Here is an 18,317-nt window from a genome sequence, read left to right on the forward strand (position 1 = left end):
GCGCCGTCCACCCCGCGGTTGTGCATATCAGCAGCGGTCAGCGGGCATGGCGGCGGCGATAACCATCGAGGTAACGGGCAATGCGCCCGCAGGCGTCGACCAGGTCGTCGGCGTTGGGCAGGAAAACCAGGCGGAAATGATCGGGCGAGGGCCAGTTAAAACCGGTCCCCTGGACGATCAGCACTTTTTCCTCGGCCAGCAGATCGCAGGTGAACTGCTGATCATCGGCGATCGGGTACATCGCCGGGTCGAGACGGGGGAACATGTACAGCGCCGCTTTTGGCTTGACGCAGCTGACCCCGGGTATATCGGTAAGCAGTTGGTGCGCCAGGTCGCGCTGCTTGAGTAGGCGGCCACCGGGGCCGACCAGGTCAGCAATGCTCTGGTAGCCGCCCAGTGCAGTCTGGATGGCGAACTGGCCCGGCGCGTTGGCGCACAGGCGCATCGAGGCGAGCATATTGAGCCCCTCGATATAATCTTTGGCGTGGCGCTTTTCGCCCGACACCACCATCCAGCCGGCGCGGTAGCCGCAGGCGCGGTAGTTCTTCGACAGGCCGTTGAGGGTGACGAACAGCACGTCGTCGGCCAGCGCGGCGATCGATTCGTGGACGGCGCCGTCGTACAGGGTCTTGTCGTAGATTTCATCGGCGTAGATGATCAGCTGGTGCTGGCGCGCCAGTTCGATAATCTGCAGCAGCACTTCGCGCGGATACAGGGCGCCGGTGGGATTGTTGGGATTGATGACGACGATCGCCTTGGTGTTGGCGGTGATCTTGCGGCGCATGTCGTCGATGTCCGGGTACCAGTCGGCCTGTTCGTCGCAGATGTAGTGGACCGGTCTGCCGCCCGACAGGCTCACCGCCGCCGTCCACAGCGGATAATCGGGGGCCGGCACCAGCACTTCGTCGCCGTTGTTGAGCAAGCCATTCATGGCCATCACGATCAGTTCCGACGCCCCGTTACCCAGGTAGATGTCGTCGATGGTGACGCCGGCGATCTGCTTGCCCTGGGTGTAGTGCATGATCGCCTTGCGCGGCGCGAACATGCCTTTCGAATCGGTGTAGCCGGCGGCGCTGTGCATATTGCGGATCATGTCGTGCACGATCTCGTCCGGCGGATCGAAGCCGAATACCGCCAGGTTGCCGATATTGAGCTTGATGATCTTGTGACCGTCTTCCTCCATCTGCTTGGCTTTTTCCATGGCGGGACCACGGATTTCGTAACAGACATCGTCGAGCTTGCTGGATTTGAGAATCGGTCGCACGTTTAGTCCCAATAGTTACAAACTGCCAAATTGTTGCACTGCGAAAAAGCCCATTCTGCCCAATCACCCGCAATTAATCAACCGCCAAGACTTTCAGGGCCTTGCGCGGCCGCCGGCGCTGGCCCGCCAGGCGGTCGCCAAAACGCGCTCAAATTCGCGCTTTCGCAGCGTTTGTGGCATGCTTACGCCCGCAAGCGGCGCCTGCCGCATCCACTTTTCTGCCATCGGTTTTTGCCACTATGAAGCTCCATTCCAGCTCTACCCAACAATACCAGACTGTTACCGGCTATTTCGACGGTGGCGTCGAAATTAATGCCCAGCCATTTAACTGTAGCCTCACCGTGATGCCTGAGCAGGCGCCGCAGCCGTGGGCTGTGGCCAGTTTCGACGATCTGACTGCCGCCCATTTCGAAGCGATCGCCGCCGGCACCCCCGACGTCGTCATCCTCGGCACCGGTGTGCGCCAGCGGTTCATCCATCCGCGCCTGGTCGCCAGCCTGTCGGGCCAGCGCATTGGCGTCGAATGCATGGACAACCAGGCCGCCTGCCGCACCTACAACATCCTGATGGGCGAGGGCCGCAAGGTCACCCTGGCGCTGATCCTCGGCGCGCCCGCCTGATGACCGATCTGTACAAGCAGCGCCCCTTTGTCTGGAGCCTGTTCGCCGCCTTTGCCCTCATTTCGCTCTACATGCTCGGTGTGCGCACCCTGGTGCCGCCCGATGAAGGCCGCTACGCTGAAATGGCGCGCGAAATGTTCACCAGCGGCGACTGGATCACCACCCGCCTGAACGGGATTAAGTATTTCGAAAAGCCGCCTCTGCAAACCTGGATGAACGCCCTGTCGTTCGCCGTGTTCGGCCTGGGCGACTGGCAGGCGCGCCTGTGGACCGGCCTGTGCGGCATCGGCGGCGTGCTGTTCACCGCTTACACCGCCGGCCGCGTGTTCAACCAGCGCATCGGCTTGTATGCCGGCCTGGTGCTCGGTTCCTCGTTTTACTGGATTGCCTGCAGCCAGATCGATTCGCTCGACATGGGTTTGTCCGGCATGATGACCATCGTTCTGTGCGCCCTGCTGCTGGCCCAGCGCGACGGCGCCAGCGCACTGGAAAACCGCCGCTCGATGCTGCTGTGCTGGGCCGCCATGGCACTGTCCGTGCTGTCGAAAGGCTTGATTGGCCTGATGCTGCCGGGCGGGATCCTGGTCGCCTACACCATCGTCACCCTGCAGTGGCGCCTGTGGACGCGGCTGCACCTGGTCAAGGGCCTGCTGCTGTTTCTGGTGGTGGCGGCGCCCTGGTTCATCGCCGTCGCCGTCAACAATCCCGAGCAGCCGGCGTTCTTCTTCATCCACGAACACTGGGACCGCTTCTTTAAAACGGAGCACCACCGCGAACAGGTGTGGTACGTGTTTTTTGTGCTCACCGCAGTAGGCATGGTGCCGTGGCTGGGCATGCTGGCGCACAGCCTGCTCCTCGGTGCCCGCCGCGCGCCCGGCGTCGCTGCGCACGCCTTCCGGCCGCGCCTGATGCTGCTGGTGTGGGCCGTCTTCATCATCCTGTTTTTCACCAAGTCCAATTCCAAGCTGCCCGGCTATATCCTGCCGGTGTTCCCGGCGCTGGCGATGCTGGTGGCGCTGCAGCTCGACGCCGGCAGCCGCGCCGTGCGCGTGGCCGGTGCTGCGCTGATGGCGCTGGTGGGGGTGGCGCTGCTGGCGACCGTGCCGTTCATGCCGGGCATGGCCGGCCGTGCTGGCGAACTGGCGCTGTACCAGGCGTACCAGCCGTGGGTGCTGGCGGCCGGCGTGGTGGCGGTGGTCGCTGGCGTGCTGGCCATCGTCAGCGTGCGCACCCTCGCACAAACCGGGCGCGATCTGTTCGTGGTGCTGCTGGCCGTGGCCGGCTTTGCCACCACCAACCTGATGATGGCCGGCTTCGAGCCGATCGGCCGCGCGCGCGCCGGCGCCGACCTGCTGCCCGCCATACAGGCCGAGCTGACCGCCGACACCACCCTCTATTCAGTCGGCACCTACGAACAGTCGATGACGTTTTATCTGCGCCGCACCGTCACCCTGGTCGACTACACCGACGAATTTTCGTTCGGCCTGCAGCAGCAGCCGCAGCTGGCGATACCGAAGGTGGAGGAGTTCGTCGCCCGCTGGCGAAGCGACGCCGCCGCCGGCCGCCGCAACCTGGCGTTTATTCGCGAAGACATCTATGCGGCGCTACTGGCGCAAGGGGTGCCGATGCGGCTGGTGGCCAGGGATGCGCGCAGGATCGTTGTCAGCAACCGGTAATCGCGTCGGCGCCAATTCGGACCGGTACCGTGTGCAGGGGGGGGCTGGGGCTGGCGCCGGCGCCTGTGCCGCTGTGACGCTGCGGCCAACACAACAATCAAGCCACTTTTTAAAGACTTCACCATGAACCTGACCACCTTCGCCTTCATCCTCACCGGCGTCCTGCTCAACGCCGCCGCCCAGCTGCTGCTCAAAGCCGGCACCAATGCCCTCGGCGGCGCCATCCACCTGACGGCGCAAAACTGGTTCGCCACCGGCATCAAGGTAATTTCGCAGCTGCCCATCCTGGCCGGCCTGGCCTGCTACGCCATCTCGGTGGTGGTGTGGATCATCGGCCTGTCGCGCGCTGATGTCACCCTGGCGTACCCGATGCTCTCGCTGGGCTATATCGCCACCGCCATCGGCGCCTACCTGTTCCTCGGCGAAGTCGTCTCCGTGCAGCGCATGGTGGCGATGGCGGTGATTATCGTCGGCGTCGCCCTGATGGCGCGCACCTGATCCAGGCACATAGACATACACCTAGTTCTCTGGCGTTGTGAACCAGCAGTGCATGACTGCTAAAATGCCGCTTTGGCCATGTCGGTTTGGCACGACCTTACCGTACTGGCAACTAACTTTCGATCTGCTTGACACGAGACTTACATGACCGCCACCCTGCCCCCCGCGCTGCCCTTTCTGCCGTTCTCCCGTCCCACCATCGACGAAGACACCATCGCCATGGTGGGCGAGGTGCTGCGTTCGGGCTGGCTGACCAATGGCGGGCCAAAAGTGGCCGCCTTCGAGGCGCAATTGTCCAGCTACTTCGGCGGCCGCCCGGTGCGCTGCTTTAACAGCGGCACCTGCACCATGGAGATCGCCCTGCGCGTGGCGGGCATTGGCGCCGGCGATGAAGTGATCACCACGCCGATTTCCTGGGTCGCCACCGCCAACGTCATCCTCGAGGTGGGCGCCACGCCGGTGTTTGCCGACATCGATCCCGTCACCCGCAACATCGACCTCGACAAGCTCGAAGCGGCCATCACGCCGCGCACCCGCGCCATCATCCCGGTGTTCCTCGCCGGTCTGCCGGTCGACATGGACCGCCTGTACGAGATTGCCGCCCGCCACCAGCTGCGGGTGGTGGAAGACGCCGCCCAGGCGTTTGGCTCGAGCTGGCGTGGCCAGCGTATTGGCGCCATCGGCGACATGGTGTCGTTCAGTTTTCAGGTGAATAAAAACCTCACCACCGGCGAAGGCGGCTGCCTGGTGCTGAACAATCTGGAAGAAGCGGCGCTGGCCGAAAAATACCGGCTGCAGGGTGTCACCCGCAGCGGCGTCGACGACATCGATGTCGATGTCCTCGGTGGCAAATACAATATGACCGACATCGCCGCCGCCATTGGCCTGGGCCAGATGAACACCATCGCCGCCGTCACCGCCCACCGCGCGCTGCTGGCACGCCACTATTTCGACTGCTTCGGCGCCGACTTCGAAGCCAACAGCGGCGCCCAGCTGCCGCAGGCCGCCTTCGAGACGTCCAACTGGCACCTGTTTCAGATCCTGTTGCCCGATCAGGGTCCCGGCACCCGCGCCAGTTTCATGCGCCGCCTGAAAGAACAGTTCAACGTCGGCACCGGCTTTCACTATGCCGCCATCCACCTGTTCACTCTCTATCGCCAGCGCGGCTTTCACGAAGGGATGTTCCCCGAGGCCGAACGGGTCGGTCGCTTGACCGTCACGCTGCCGCTGTTTTACGAGATGACGCTGGCCGACGTCGAGCGCGCCGTCGCCGCCGTCAAGGCGGTGCTGGCCCAGCCGGCGGTGGCCGCATGATGCTCGATCCCTTGAAATCCGAGCTGTCGGTGGTTATCCCCATCTACAACGAAGAGGCGGGGCTGGCGGCGCTGTTCGCCCGCCTCTACCCGGCGCTCGACCAGATCGGCATCCCCTACGAAATCATCTTCGTCAACGATGGCAGCCGCGATAACTCGGTGGCGATCCTGGCCGAGCAGTTCCGCACCCGTCCCGACGTCACCCGCGTGGTGCTATTTAACGGTAACTACGGCCAGCACATGGCGATCCTGGCCGGCTTTGAAGCGACCCGCGGCGAAATCGTCGTCACCCTCGACGCCGACCTGCAAAACCCGCCCGAAGAAATCCACAAGCTGGTCGAGAAAATGCGCGAAGGGTTCGATTATGTCGGCTCGATCCGCCGCGTGCGGCAAGACTCGGCGTGGCGCACCATCGCCTCGAAGGCCATGAACCGCCTGCGCCACAAGATCACCAACATCAACATCACCGACCAGGGCAATATGCTGCGCGCCTATGGCCGCAACGTTATCGACCTGGTCAACCAGTGCGGTGAAGTGAACACCTTCGTGCCGGCGCTGGCCTACAAGTTTTCGCGCAAGCCCACCGAAATCTATGTCGAGCACGAAGAGCGCGCGGCCGGTGAATCGAAGTATTCGCTCTACAGCCTGATCCGCCTCAATTTCGACCTGGTCACCGGCTTTTCGCTGGTGCCCCTGCAGATTTTCTCGATGCTGGGCATGATGCTCTCACTCGCCTCTGCCTTGCTGGTGCTGATGCTGCTGGTGCGCCGCTTTGTGCTGGGCGCCGAGGCGGAAGGGGTGTTCACCCTGTTTGCCATCGCCTTCTTCTTCATGGGCGTGATCCTGTTTGGCATTGGCCTGGTGGGTGAATACGTCGGCCGCATCTTCCAGCAGGTGCGCGCGCGCCCGCGCTACGTGGTGCAGACCATCTTGCAGCACACCCCGGGCACCGATCTGGCGCTCGACCAGGCGGTGGAGAAACGCCAGGTGAGCCGGCCGTGAGTCCTTCTACCAGCACGCCGCCACGCGCCGTCGTCTTCGCTTACCACAGCGTCGGCGTGCGCTGCCTGAAAGTGCTGCTCGCCGGCGGCGTCGATGTGGCGCTGGTGGTCACGCACGAAGACAGCGCCAGCGAAAACATCTGGTTCGAATCGGTGGCCGAACTGTGTCGCGCCGAGGGCATCGCCTTCATTACCCCCGCCAGCGCTGCCGGTGACGCGCTGCTCGAACAGGTGCGAGACGCCCGTCCCGACCTGATGTTCAGCTTTTACTACCGCCACATGCTGCCGGCAAGCCTGCTGGCGATCGCGCCCGCCTACAATATGCATGGCTCGCTGCTGCCCCAGTTTCGCGGCCGCGCGCCGGTGAACTGGGCGGTGCTGCATGGCGCCCGCCAAACCGGCGCCACCCTGCACGAAATGACGGTCAAGCCGGACGCCGGCGCCATCGTCGCCCAGACCGCCGTGCCGATTCTGCCGGACGACACCGCCTACGAAGTGTTCGGCAAGGTGACGGTGGCCGCCGAGCAGTGCCTGTGGGGCGTGCTGCCCGCGCTGCTGGCCGGACGCGCGCCACGCATCGCCAACGACCTCACCCAGGGCGGCTACTTCGGCGGCAGAAAGCCGGAAGACGGCCGCATCGACTGGCGTCGCCCCGCCAGTGAAATCTATAACCTGCATCGCGCGGTGGCGCCGCCCTACCCGGGCGCTTTTACTGACATCGATGGTGCGCGCTACGTGCTCGTCACGGCGCGCCTGATAAAGCCGGGCCGGATGCCCGCTTTTGACGGCGCTTTTGACCCGGTCATCGCCCCTGACCATTTGCCAGCCGGTCTGGCGGTGGTGGATAATCGCATCATCGGCATCTGCGGCGACGGCGGCGCGCTGTTGATCGGCCAACTGCGGCACGATGGCGCGGCGATCAGCCCGGCGCAACTGCAGGCCCGCCTGCAGGCGCGCACCTGAACGGTTCCAGACCCAATGCACACCCCTGCCCCAATCCTGATCCAATCCTGACCCAACCGCGAGTCCCTCTCATGAAAAAAGTCCTCATCCTCGGCGTCAATGGCTTCATTGGCCACCACCTTTCCAAGCGCATCCTGGAAACGACCGACTGGCACGTGTACGGCATGGACATGCAGTCGGACCGCATCGGCGACCTGCTGGCCAACGAGGCGTACAAAACCCGCCTGCATTTCTTCGAAGGTGACATCACCATCAACAAGGAGTGGGTCGAATACCACGTCAAGAAGTGCGACGTCATCCTGCCGCTGGTGGCGATTGCGACGCCGTCGACCTATGTCAGCGCCCCCCTCAAAGTGTTCGAGCTCGATTTCGAAGCCAATCTGCCGATCGTCCGTTCGGCTGCCAAGTACGGCAAGCACCTGGTGTTCCCGTCGACGTCCGAGGTGTATGGCATGAGCGCGGACGCCGCCTTCGACCCGGAAGCGTCCGACCTGGTGTATGGCCCGATCAACAAGCCGCGCTGGATTTATGCCTGCTCCAAGCAGCTGATGGACCGCGTGATCTGGGGCTATGGCATGGAAGGTCTCAATTTCACCCTGTTCCGTCCATTCAACTGGATTGGCGCCGGCCTCGACTCGATCCACACGCCGAAAGAAGGCTCGTCGCGCGTGCTGACCCAGTTCCTCGGTCACATCGTGCGCGGCGAGAATATCCAGCTGGTCGACGGCGGCGCCCAGAAGCGCTCGTTCACCTATGCCGACGACGGCATCGATGCACTGGTGCGCATCATCGCCAACAAGGACGGTATCGCCAGCGGCAAGATCTACAACATCGGCAACCCGACCAACAATTATTCGATCCGCGAACTGGCCGACATGATGCTGGCGCTGGCCGCCGAATACCCCGAATACGCCGCCACCGCGAAACAGGTCAAGATCGTCGAGACCACCGCCGGCGCCTATTACGGCAAGGGGTATCAGGACGTGCAAAACCGCGTGCCGAAGATCGACAACACGGTCGCTGAACTGGACTGGACGCCGCGCGTGACCATGGCCGACGCCCTGCGCCATATTTTTGACGCCTACCGCGGCCAGGTCGGCGCCGCCAAAGCGTTGATGGACTGATGGGTTTGACTGCATCCCTGCCCAGCACGCCGTCGGCGCCGCTGCTCACGCTCAAGATCGACGTCGACACCTACCGCGGCACCCGCGAGGGCGTGCCGAACCTGGTGCGCATGCTCTCGCGCCACGGCGCCCACGCGACCTTTTTGTTTTCACTGGGTCCGGATCACACCGGGTGGGCGCTGCGGCGCGCCTTCCGTCCCGGCTTTTTCAAGAAAGTCTCGCGCACGTCGGTGCTCGAGCACTACGGCCTGAAAACGCTGATGTATGGCGTGCTGCTGCCGGGACCGGACATTGGCCGCGAATGCGCTGACGAACTGCGCGCGGTGCAGGCGGCCGGCTTTGAGTGCGGCATCCACACCTGGGACCACGTGCGCTGGCAAGACCAGGTGCGCGCCGCCGATCCCGGCTGGACCACGCGCATGATGCGCCGCGCCGAACAGCGCTTTGCGCAAGTGTTCGGCCACGCCGCCGCCACCCATGGCGCCGCCGGCTGGCAAATGAATGCACATGCGTTCGCCGAACACGACGCCGCCGGCTATGCCTATGCGTCGGACGGCCGCGCGCGCTTGAACGACGATGGTTCGCTGACCGATCGCGCCGGGACGCCCTACCGGGTGGCAGGGGTCGCCTGCATCCAGCTGCCCACCACCCTGCCCACGCTCGACGAACTGCTCGGCCGCACCATCGATGGCGTGCTGATCACCACCGCCAATATCGCCGCCCATCTGCTCAAGCTGACGGCCGGCGCCACGCGCGATCATGTGTATACCCTGCACGCTGAGCTTGAAGGACAAAAACTCGCCCCCATCTTCGACCAGCTGCTCGACGGCTGGAAGGCGCAAGGCTACCAGCTGGCGTCGATGGCCGATTACCACCAAAAAGTAAAAGACTTGCCCCTGCCCGACTTTGCCGTCAGCTGGGGCGAGGTACCGGGACGGTCGGGTGAACTGATCGTGCCGAATACCGCAACCGCTAGCAATGTTGACACCGATTCCATTTCCACCGCAGCGCGCCCAGGAGAGCAACGTGGCTGACAGCCCATCGACCGCACCCATCGCCGATTTTTCCGCCGCCCAGACAGGTGGTACGCCGTTTCAGCTGCTCGGCCGCGCGCCCCGCCTGACCGTGCTGTACTTTTACCCGAAGGACAACACGCCCGGCTGCACCACCGAGAGCATCGCCTTCCGCGAGCTGTATGCCGAATTTCAGGCAGCTGGCACCGAGATTGTCGGCATCAGCCGCGACTCGATGCGCTCGCACGATGGCTTCAAGGCCAAGCTGTCGCTGCCATTCGAACTGATTTCCGATCCGGACGAGGCGCTCTGCCTGCAGTTTGGCGTCATGAAAAACAAGATGATGTACGGCAAACAGGTGCGGGGGGTCGAGCGCAGTACGTTTATCGTTGACGCTGACGGCAAATTGGTGAAAGAATGGCGGGGCGTGAAGGTAGCCAATCACGTCGATGAGGTGCTGGAATTCGTCAAGAGCCAGCCCCCGAGCTGATGGTGGTTTCTTGATCAACCCGCTAATTCACCTCGATTGCGCCAGCCTATTTTGAGTCTTCGCATTTGCCGCATTGTGTATTGCCACATCAGCCCTGCATCATGCCTGTGGGGCGACAGTCAGGCCGACCGCTCGGCTGTATCTCTGACTGCGCCACCGCTGTTCCCTTCGTTAGCCCTCCTCCCTGCGCCCAGCCATTGTGGTGGCCGTGCCCTGTTCGGACGTTTTTAGACTGAGACCCTGATGCCATTGCCAAAATTACCGACCCAGCGTGCAGCGCTGCTGCTGGCCAAAGATTATCCCAAGGCGGCGCCGCGCAGCGCCGGTCCGCGCGCCATCGCAGCGGCGGCGAGCGCACCCGTCCACGCGGTTGACGCCGTTGACGATGTGGTCAGCGCGAAAGCCGTGGCCAAGCCGAAGCCGGCGCGCCGCAAGGCCGAGGTGGTGGCGCTGGCGCCCCTGCCGCCCGCTAGCGCGCCTGCTGCAGCGGCGCCAGCCGTCGCGCGCCGCAACGATGCCCTCGACAACGAGCGCGCCAGCGCGCATCCGGCCAAGCACAAGCCGGTCGAGGCCGTCATTAAATCGTCGACCAGCCGGCAGGCCGACAAGCGCGGCGTCACCAAGATGTTCGTGCTCGACACCAATGTGCTCATGCATGACCCGACATCGCTGTTCCGCTTCGAAGAGCACGATGTCTACCTGCCGATGATGACGCTGGAAGAACTCGACGATCACAAGAAAGGCATGTCGGAAGTGGCGCGCAATGCCCGCCAGGTCTCGCGCACGCTCGACGCCCTGATCGCCAACATCGACGACGACGCCATCGAAAAGGGCATCCCCCTGGCCAAGCTGGGCAACAAGGATGCCAAGGGCCGCCTGTTCTTCCAGACCCGCCTGCAAAACGGACCGACCCTGCCTGAAGGTCTGCCGGTGGGCAAGGCCGACAACCAGATTCTCGGCGTCGTGCGTAACCTGGAGACGGAATTGCCGGGACGCCCCATCGTGCTGGTGTCGAAAGACATCAACATGCGCATCAAGGCGCGCGCGCTCGGTTTGCCGGCCGAAGATTATTTTAATGATCACGTGCTGGAAGACACCGACCTGCTCTATTCCGGCATCGTGCAACTGCCGGACGATTTCTGGAACAAGAACGGCAAGGACATGGAGTCGTGGCAGGAAAGCCGCAACGGCAATTCGTCGACCTTTTACCGCGTCACCGGTCCGACCATTCCCACCTTGCTGGTCAACCAGTTCGTCTACATGGAACCGAAGAGCGGCGAGTCGCCGTTTTATGGCCAGGTCAAGGAATTGACGGGCAAAACAGCCGTCATCCGCACCCTGCGCGACTTTAGCCACAACAAGAACAATGTGTGGGGTGTGACGGCGCGCAACCGCGAACAGAATTTCGCCCTCAACCTGCTGATGGATCCCGAGTGCGACTTCATCACCCTGCTGGGGCAGGCCGGTACCGGTAAAACCCTGCTGGCGCTGGCGGCCGGCCTGGCGCAGGTGCTGGAGACGAAGTTGTACAACGAGATCATCGTCACCCGCGTCACCGTGCCGGTGGGTGAAGACATCGGTTTCCTGCCCGGCACCGAGGAAGAAAAAATGTCGCCATGGATGGGCGCGTTCGATGACAATCTGGAAGTGCTCAACAAGTCCGATTCGGATGGCGGCGAATGGGGCCGCGCCGCCACGCAAGACTTGATCCGCTCGCGCATCAAGATCAAGTCGCTCAACTTCATGCGTGGACGCACTTTCGTGAACAAGTTCCTGATCATCGACGAAGCGCAGAACTTGACGCCCAAACAGATCAAGACGCTGGTCACGCGCGCCGGCCCCGGCACCAAGATCCTGTGCCTCGGTAACATCGCGCAGATCGACACGCCCTACCTGACCGAGGGTTCGAGCGGCCTGACCTACGTGGTCGACCGTTTTAAAGGCTGGCAGCACAGCGGCCACGTGACGCTGGCACGGGGCGAGCGCTCGCGCCTGGCCGATCACGCCAGCGAGGTGTTGTAAGGCAAGCGCAGGCAGCGCGTCAGCACAAAAAAGCCAGGTCATCGACCTGGCTTTTTTTATGAAAAAATCGACAGGCGCTTACAGCTGGGGAAAACCGGGCCACGACTGGCCGGGCCACGACTGACCGGGTCACGCTTGGCACCGCAGGGGGCCTGCGCCAATGTTCGCACTTCTCCCCCTCGATGCTCCCCGAACAACACTGACCTTATTCGTTTTCCGATCCGAACAGCGCGTTTTTATTGGTTCTATTTCGTTTCCGCAGGTCTTATTTTGGCTCATCGCTGTCTATCGCCATCAAGGCCCACGCTTTCCGACGCCAAATTCTACGAGGTTGTGCCATGTCCGCTGACGCTCTTACTGTCACCCTTACCCACACCCACACCCCCACCCTGCCGCCCGAACTGGCCGCGATCGCCGCCGCTGCAGCAGCCGGCACGCCGTTTGCCGGCAGCGTGCCCCCCGGCCTGGCCTGGCAGCTCGTCACCGAGCGCGGCATCCTGCTGGTCGACGTCCGCTCAACCGAAGAGCGCCACTTTGTCGGTCACGCGCCGGGCGACCTGCATGTGCCGTGGGCCACCGGCACCGCCCTCACGCGCAACCCGCGCTTCGTGCGCGAACTCGAACACAAGATCGGCGGCAAAGACACGCCCGTGCTGCTGCTGTGCCGCAGCGGCACGCGCTCGGCGCTGGCCGCCGAAGCGGCCACCCGCGCCGGCCTGCTGCACGTCTTTAATGTGCTGGAAGGTTTTGAGGGCAACATCAACGCCCAGCAACAGCGCGGCAAAGCCGACGGCTGGCGCTTTCGCGGCCTGCCCTGGGTGCAGAATTAAATCACAGCGACCTTCGATATCAGCGGCGTGGTGCGAGCACTTCATGCAGCGCGCCATCGCTGGCGCGAGCAGCAAAGCGGCGCGCCTAGCGGCCGCGAATTTCCATCGCGCGATGCGCTTGCCAGCATTGTCGACAGTCTCAAGGGGGTACTGTTTCCCATGCGCCTGGGACCGCTCGACCTGCGCCAGGAAAGCGAAGATGTTCACGTCGCCCACGCACTCGACGCCGCCCTGCACGGCTTACTCAAACAGGTGCGCCGCGAACGGACTTACAGCGCCACCGTGCGCGGCGACGAGCACCCCGATGTCGAGGCCGACGCCGTGGGCGTGGTACGCAGCTTCGCTGCCGGCTTGCCGGCGATCCGCAGCTTGCTCGACAGCGATGTGCTGGCCGCCTACCAGGGCGATCCGGCCGCCGGCAGCGTCGACGAGGTGCTGCTGTGCTATCCCGGCGTGCTGGCCATGATTCACCACCGGCTGGCGCACAGCCTGTATGGGCTGGGCCTGCCGCTGGTGGCGCGCATCGTCGCCGAACTGGCGCACGGCGCCACCGGCATCGACATCCATCCGGGTGCCCGCATCGGCGCCGGCTTTTTTATCGACCACGGCACCGGCGTGGTGATCGGCGAGACCGCCGTGATCGGCGCGCGCGTGCGCCGGTACCAGGCCGTCACCCTGGGCGCCAAGCGCTTTCCCGCCGCCGCTGACGGCACCTTGCTCAAGGGGCTGGCGCGCCATCCGGTGCTCGAAGACGACGTCGTCATCTACGCCGGCGCCACCATCCTCGGCCACATCACCATCGGCCGCGGTGCAGTTATCGGCGGCAATGTCTGGCTGACCGACGACGTGCCGGCGGGCGGCCGCGTTGCCCAGGCGCCGTCGCGCGATGGGGCCAGCAGCATCGGCATCGGCAGCGGTCCCGCGTGAGCGCGCGCTGCGCTGCCGTCACGCACAGCGACGTTCGGCGCACATCGCTGGTGGTCCGTTTTGGCATCGGCGTGCGCCAGTTGCGCGAGGCACGCGGCTGGTCGCAGGAGTACCTGGCCGAACAGGCCAACCGGAACCGCTCCTACATCGGCGAAATCGAGCGCGGCAGCGTGATCGCCTCGCTGCTGACGGTGGAAAAGCTGGCGCAGGCACTGGCGCTGTCGCCGTCCGCGCTGCTCACCCAGGGCGAATCGCCCAATCAGAACAGACAGGTGGGTCCGGCCAGTTGATGGCGATAGCATGTTGAAAGAACTGCTCATTCGCCCGCACTTCCAAGCGTAATTTTTGCATTTGTATATCTGTTCTTTTGCTTAACCCTGAACTTTGAACTCACTTTCATTGGAGTCACCATGTCGGCAACAGCGGGCGGTACCGCCGACTGAGCGATAACGCAGCACGGCAACTGGCCAACGCCACCAAGGCGGTTCCCCAGCTCAAACTACTGGGCGCCCTGCCCGCCTTGGAGCCACGCAGCGGCGGCGCCGTGCTCGGCGTGCCGCCAGTGGCGACGCCGACGCCGACGCCGACGCCACCAGCGCCCAGCACAGCGTCCTATTATTTTCTTGACGACGCCCATGGCCAGCCGGCTGCACCGGGCGCTGCTGCCGCTGCGCCGGCCCCCCTGCCATCGACAGGATCGGCGCCGTCACCGGCGCCGCAGTTCTATTTTGTCGATGCAGGGATGCTGCCGGGTGGCGGCGTTACAGCGGCCAGGACGGCGCAGGATGGGGGTGATGGGGGTGATGGGGGCGCTGGCGGAGCTGACAGAGCGGGCCACGTGCCACTGGCCGACGCCAACCGTCATCGGGTATTCGACATCAACGCCGTGCGGCGCGATTTTCCCATCCTGCAGGAACGCGTCAACGGCCGCCAGCTGGTCTGGTTCGACAATGCGGCCACCACCCACAAGCCGCAGGCGGTGATCGACCGCCTTGCGTATTTTTACGCGCACGAAAATTCCAACATTCACCGCGCCGCCCATGCACTGGCGGCGCGCGCCACCGACGCCTATGAAGGGGCGCGCGAGCGCGTGCGGCGCCTGCTCAATGCGCCAGCCGTCGAGGAAGTCATCTTTGTGCGCGGCGCCACCAAAGCGATCAACCTGGTGGCCAACAGCTGGGGCGCGCAGCACGTCGGCGAAGGCGACGACATCATCGTCTCCCACCTCGAGCACCATGCCAACATCGTGCCGTGGCAGCAGCTCGCTGCCGCCAAAGGTGCCCGCCTGCGCGTGATCCCCGTCGATGATGCCGGCCAGATCCTGCTCAACGAGTTCAGCAAGCTGCTCAGCGAGCGCAGCAAAATCGTCGCCGTCACCCAGGTCTCGAATGCGCTCGGCACGGTCACGCCGATCAAGGAGATCGTCGCACTGGCCCACCGCGCCGGCGCCATCGTGCTGGTCGATGGCGCCCAGTCGGTCTCGCACATGCGCGTCGATGTGCAGGCCCTGGGGGCAGACTTTTTTGTCTTTTCCGGCCACAAGCTGTTCGGCCCCACCGGCATCGGCGTGCTGTGGGGTAAGCGCGAACTGCTCGATGACATGCCGCCGTGGCAGGGTGGCGGCAATATGATCGCCGACGTGACCTTCGAAAAAACCGTGTTCCAGCCGATTCCCAACAAGTTCGAAGCGGGCACCGGCAATATCGCCGACGCCGTCGGGCTCGGCGCCGCCATCGATTACCTCGAGCGCATCGGCATCGACAATATCGCCCGCTACGAACATGCGCTGCTGGTCCACGGCACGGAACAACTGCGCACGATAGCGGGACTGCGCCTGATCGGCACCGCCGCCAACAAGGCCAGCGTGATGTCCTTCGTGCTCGATGGCTACAGCACCGAAGAAGTCGGCCACGCCCTCAGTGAAGAAGGCATTGCCGTGCGCACCGGCCACCACTGCGCGCAACCGATTTTGCGCTGCTTTGGCGTGGAAAAAACCGTGCGGCCCTCACTGGCGTTCTACAACACCTTCGATGAGATCGACCAGCTCGTCAGCGTAGTCAGACACCTGGCCTCGCAGCGCCGCAGCTAAGAATAATGTAGGCGCGCTTACTGAATCCGCAGTGCCACCGATCATGGCCCTGGATAGGTCGACGGCGGCACGGTGTAACGGGTCTGCGCTTTTTGCTGCCACTGACCGGCCTGCACGGGGTCAGGCGCCACCCCCAGCTCGCCACGGCCATAGGCCAGCGCCAGACGCTGCATGGAACGCTGGTCACCTGCCCTGGCAGCCTTTTCATAGTAGTCGAGCGCCTTGACAGGGTCTTGCACCAGTCCGCGGCCAAATTCATTAACCACCCCCATCTGGCGCAGACCGGCCGGATTGTTGTGCGAGGCCGACAGGTGGTAGTATTTGAGCGCCATCGCCATGTTGGCGGTGACACCCCAGCCATGTTCGTACAGGCCACCGAGTCCGCTTTCGGCGTAACTCTCGCCCTGCGAAGCGGCCAGCAGATACAGGCGCAGCGCCTCGGTGTAATCGCGGGTCACGCCAACCCCTGTTTCATAGGCAAATCCCAGATTGTTTTGCGCCGTGGCGTCACCACGCGCCGCCGCCAGCCGGTACAGGGCCACTGCGGCGGCGTCGTCGCGCACCATGCCGATGCCATGGGCGAGGCGAAAGCCCAGCCGCACCTGGGCGCGCGGCAGATTTTGCGCCGCCGCCTTGCGGAACCAGTCGTTGGCGGCAGCGTCGTCACGGTCGACGCCACGGCCGGAAGCGAGCAGATCACCGAGGTTGAGCTGGGCCGAGGCATCGCCATGCTGGGCGGCGCGGCGGTACCACAGCGCTGCCTGGGCGTAATCGAGCGGCACGACGACGCCGCGAAAGTACGCCACGCCCAGCATGTTTTCGGCCGGCGCATAACCCTGTTCGGCCGATTTTCTCAGCCATACCAGCGCTTCAGCCGGATCGGCTGCAATGCCGCTGCCGCTTTGCAGCATGCCGCCAAAGCGGTATTGCGAGGCAGCGTCGCCCTGCAGGGCGGCCATCTCGGTCCAGTGCAAGCGCTCGGCAGCGGTAACCGCGAGTTCGCCCAGCCGTTTTTGTGCCTCGATGGCGCCAGCGTCGGCGGCCGACAGCAGCGCTGGCGTGATGCCGCCGCTGGTGCCCTCGAGCGACCACACATACTGCATCCGCTGCCACTCGCTGACGGCCGCAGCGCCGCCCGGTTTGCGTTCAAACGTGCAGCGCAGCAAGCCCTGGCGCGCCGCCTCATCGAGCAGCGGGAAGCCGCTCGATTGAAGCACCGCGCTGTCGACCACGTGACCATCGACACCGATCTGGTAGGACAGGGTCACCGGACCACTCTGCTCGGCGCGCAGCGCAGCGCGCGGCCATACAGGCTTGCTGCAGGCAGCCAGGCTGTCCATATTCCACACCGACGCCGATGGCGTGACATAGGTCGGCACCACCCGGGTGACGGCAATGGTCGCAGCCAAGCTGGAGGTCGCAATGGCAGCGAGTACGCCGGCCGGCAAAACAATCGATAGACGCATACGAATTTCGCTGTTGGTGAATGAAAGAGACACGTTGCTTCAGAGTATGCAGCGATCTAGACAATAAATCAACAACAGCGACCGTTGGGCGCGTGCCACGACCGCTCGATTTTGAGGTAGAGTCTAGCGCTGCAATGTGCCCGTTATTTCGCCCACAAAGGATATTCTTGAACTCACACTTTGCGACACTGGCGCGGGCCTCGGTTAGCCTGGCCGCGCTGACAATGAGCGCCGTCAGCATGACGTTTGCGGCCAGCGCCCACGCCGCCATTCCCGTCTACGCCTTCATGGTCAAGCACAGCTATCCGCACGACAGCAAGGCATTTACCCAGGGCCTGCTGATCAAGGATGGCGCGCTGTTCGAAAGCACCGGCATGAAAGGCGCATCGTCGATCCGCCGGGTACAGCTCGAGACCGGCCGCGTGCTGCAAAAGAAGGACATCGACGCCGATTACTTCGGCGAAGGCATCGCCGTCGTCGGCAGCGAGCTGATCGCCCTGACCTGGACCTCGCAAGTCGGTTTTGTGTTCGACGCCAAGACGTTTACGCTCAAGCGCAAGTTCAACTACGGCGGCGAAGGCTGGGGTTTGACCAGCAATGGCAAGGACGTCTACATGAGCGATGGCAGCGCTACCATCCGCGTGCTCGACGCCGCCACCCTGACGGAAAAGCGCCGCATCGAGGTGTCCGCCGACGGCAAGCCGGTCACCATGCTCAATGAGCTCGAGTGGGTCGAGGGGCAGATTTTTGCCAACGTCTGGGGGTCAGACGTGATTGCCCGCATCGATCCGGCCAGCGGCAAGGTGGTCGGCTGGATCGACCTGACGGGGCTGGCCGACAAGTCATGGCCGGCGCTGGGCGCCGACGACGTCCTCAACGGCATCGCTTACGACGCCGTCCACAAGCGCCTGTACGTGACCGGCAAGCACTGGCCAAAGCTGTTTGAAATCGAACTGGTCGAGCGGCTGCGCTGATCGAGCGGTGCCATAAAAAAGGCGAACGTGCAGCACGTTCGCCTTGT

Annotated in this window: 16 protein-coding genes and 1 pseudogene; 15 read left to right on the forward strand and 2 right to left on the reverse strand. The window is 63.9% G+C overall.

The features are described from left to right. Positions 1–37: 37 nt before the first annotated feature. Entirely contained in the window at positions 38–1,264 is a 1,227-nt protein-coding gene (locus ACP7BZ_RS01865) for a pyridoxal phosphate-dependent aminotransferase (protein ID WP_426109943.1), read from the reverse strand. 239 nt (positions 1,265–1,503) lie between these two features. Between ACP7BZ_RS01865 and ACP7BZ_RS01870 the strand changes: the two genes are divergently transcribed. The 14 genes and pseudogenes from ACP7BZ_RS01870 (at position 1,504) to ACP7BZ_RS01935 (ending at position 15,830) form a co-directional block, all read left to right on the forward strand. After that, positions 1,504–1,884: an Mth938-like domain-containing protein gene (locus ACP7BZ_RS01870; protein ID WP_426109944.1), complete on the forward strand. Its 381-nt coding sequence runs from the start codon at positions 1,504–1,506 to the stop codon at positions 1,882–1,884. Continuing rightward, positions 1,884–3,560 (forward strand): glycosyltransferase family 39 protein, encoded by a 1,677-nt coding sequence (locus ACP7BZ_RS01875; protein ID WP_426109945.1) that lies wholly within the window; start codon positions 1,884–1,886, stop codon positions 3,558–3,560. The genes ACP7BZ_RS01870 and ACP7BZ_RS01875 overlap by 1 nt, the downstream gene beginning before the upstream one ends. 123 nt (positions 3,561–3,683) lie before the next feature. Further along, positions 3,684–4,058, forward strand: a complete 375-nt coding sequence (locus ACP7BZ_RS01880; RefSeq protein WP_426109946.1) for a 4-amino-4-deoxy-L-arabinose transferase — start codon at positions 3,684–3,686, stop codon at positions 4,056–4,058. A 144-nt stretch (positions 4,059–4,202) separates the two neighbouring features. Continuing rightward, a complete protein-coding gene (locus ACP7BZ_RS01885; protein WP_426109947.1) occupies positions 4,203–5,372 on the forward strand; it encodes a DegT/DnrJ/EryC1/StrS family aminotransferase in 1,170 nt (389 codons plus the stop codon). Between the two features lie 11 nt (positions 5,373–5,383). Then, positions 5,384–6,373: a glycosyltransferase gene (locus tag ACP7BZ_RS01890; protein ID WP_426110504.1), complete on the forward strand. Its 990-nt coding sequence runs from the start codon at positions 5,384–5,386 to the stop codon at positions 6,371–6,373. After that, positions 6,370–7,335 (forward strand): formyltransferase, encoded by a 966-nt coding sequence (locus tag ACP7BZ_RS01895; protein ID WP_426109948.1) that lies wholly within the window; start codon positions 6,370–6,372, stop codon positions 7,333–7,335. The genes ACP7BZ_RS01890 and ACP7BZ_RS01895 overlap by 4 nt, the downstream gene beginning before the upstream one ends. A 71-nt stretch (positions 7,336–7,406) precedes the next feature. Further along, a complete protein-coding gene (locus ACP7BZ_RS01900) occupies positions 7,407–8,459 on the forward strand; it encodes a bifunctional UDP-4-keto-pentose/UDP-xylose synthase (RefSeq protein WP_426109949.1) in 1,053 nt (350 codons plus the stop codon). Positions 8,460–8,464: 5 nt separating this feature from the next. After that, complete coding sequence (locus ACP7BZ_RS01905; RefSeq protein ID WP_426109950.1) at positions 8,465–9,493, forward strand: polysaccharide deacetylase family protein; 1,029 nt, start codon at positions 8,465–8,467, stop codon at positions 9,491–9,493. Next, positions 9,486–9,962: a peroxiredoxin gene (locus ACP7BZ_RS01910; RefSeq protein WP_426109951.1), complete on the forward strand. Its 477-nt coding sequence runs from the start codon at positions 9,486–9,488 to the stop codon at positions 9,960–9,962. Before ACP7BZ_RS01905 ends, ACP7BZ_RS01910 begins: the two co-directional genes overlap by 8 nt. Positions 9,963–10,205: 243 nt before the next feature. Next, positions 10,206–11,984 (forward strand): PhoH family protein, encoded by a 1,779-nt coding sequence (locus ACP7BZ_RS01915; protein WP_426109952.1) that lies wholly within the window; start codon positions 10,206–10,208, stop codon positions 11,982–11,984. 338 nt (positions 11,985–12,322) lie between these two features. Beyond that, complete coding sequence (locus ACP7BZ_RS01920; RefSeq protein WP_426109953.1) at positions 12,323–12,814, forward strand: rhodanese-like domain-containing protein; 492 nt, start codon at positions 12,323–12,325, stop codon at positions 12,812–12,814. Positions 12,815–12,844: 30 nt separating this feature from the next. Beyond that, complete coding sequence (gene epsC / locus ACP7BZ_RS01925; RefSeq protein ID WP_426109954.1) at positions 12,845–13,741, forward strand: serine O-acetyltransferase EpsC; 897 nt, start codon at positions 12,845–12,847, stop codon at positions 13,739–13,741. After that, positions 13,738–14,048: pseudogene (locus ACP7BZ_RS01930) on the forward strand (helix-turn-helix domain-containing protein). The gene epsC and the pseudogene ACP7BZ_RS01930 overlap by 4 nt, the downstream one beginning before the upstream one ends. Positions 14,049–14,180: 132 nt before the next feature. Continuing rightward, a complete protein-coding gene (locus tag ACP7BZ_RS01935) occupies positions 14,181–15,830 on the forward strand; it encodes a family 2A encapsulin nanocompartment cargo protein cysteine desulfurase (protein ID WP_426110506.1) in 1,650 nt (549 codons plus the stop codon). 41 nt (positions 15,831–15,871) lie between these two features. Here the strand turns inward: ACP7BZ_RS01935 and ACP7BZ_RS01940 are convergent, their stop codons facing one another. Further along, complete coding sequence (locus ACP7BZ_RS01940) at positions 15,872–17,296, reverse strand: TonB family protein (RefSeq protein ID WP_426109955.1); 1,425 nt, start codon at positions 17,294–17,296, stop codon at positions 15,872–15,874. A 167-nt stretch (positions 17,297–17,463) separates the two neighbouring features. Between ACP7BZ_RS01940 and ACP7BZ_RS01945 the strand changes: the two genes are divergently transcribed. After that, complete coding sequence (locus ACP7BZ_RS01945) at positions 17,464–18,270, forward strand: glutaminyl-peptide cyclotransferase (RefSeq protein WP_426109957.1); 807 nt, start codon at positions 17,464–17,466, stop codon at positions 18,268–18,270. The last annotated feature ends 47 nt before the right edge of the window (positions 18,271–18,317 follow it).

Source organism: Massilia sp. PWRC2 (assembly GCF_049896725.1).
Lineage (GTDB): Bacteria > Pseudomonadota > Gammaproteobacteria > Burkholderiales > Burkholderiaceae_D > JAFCUW01.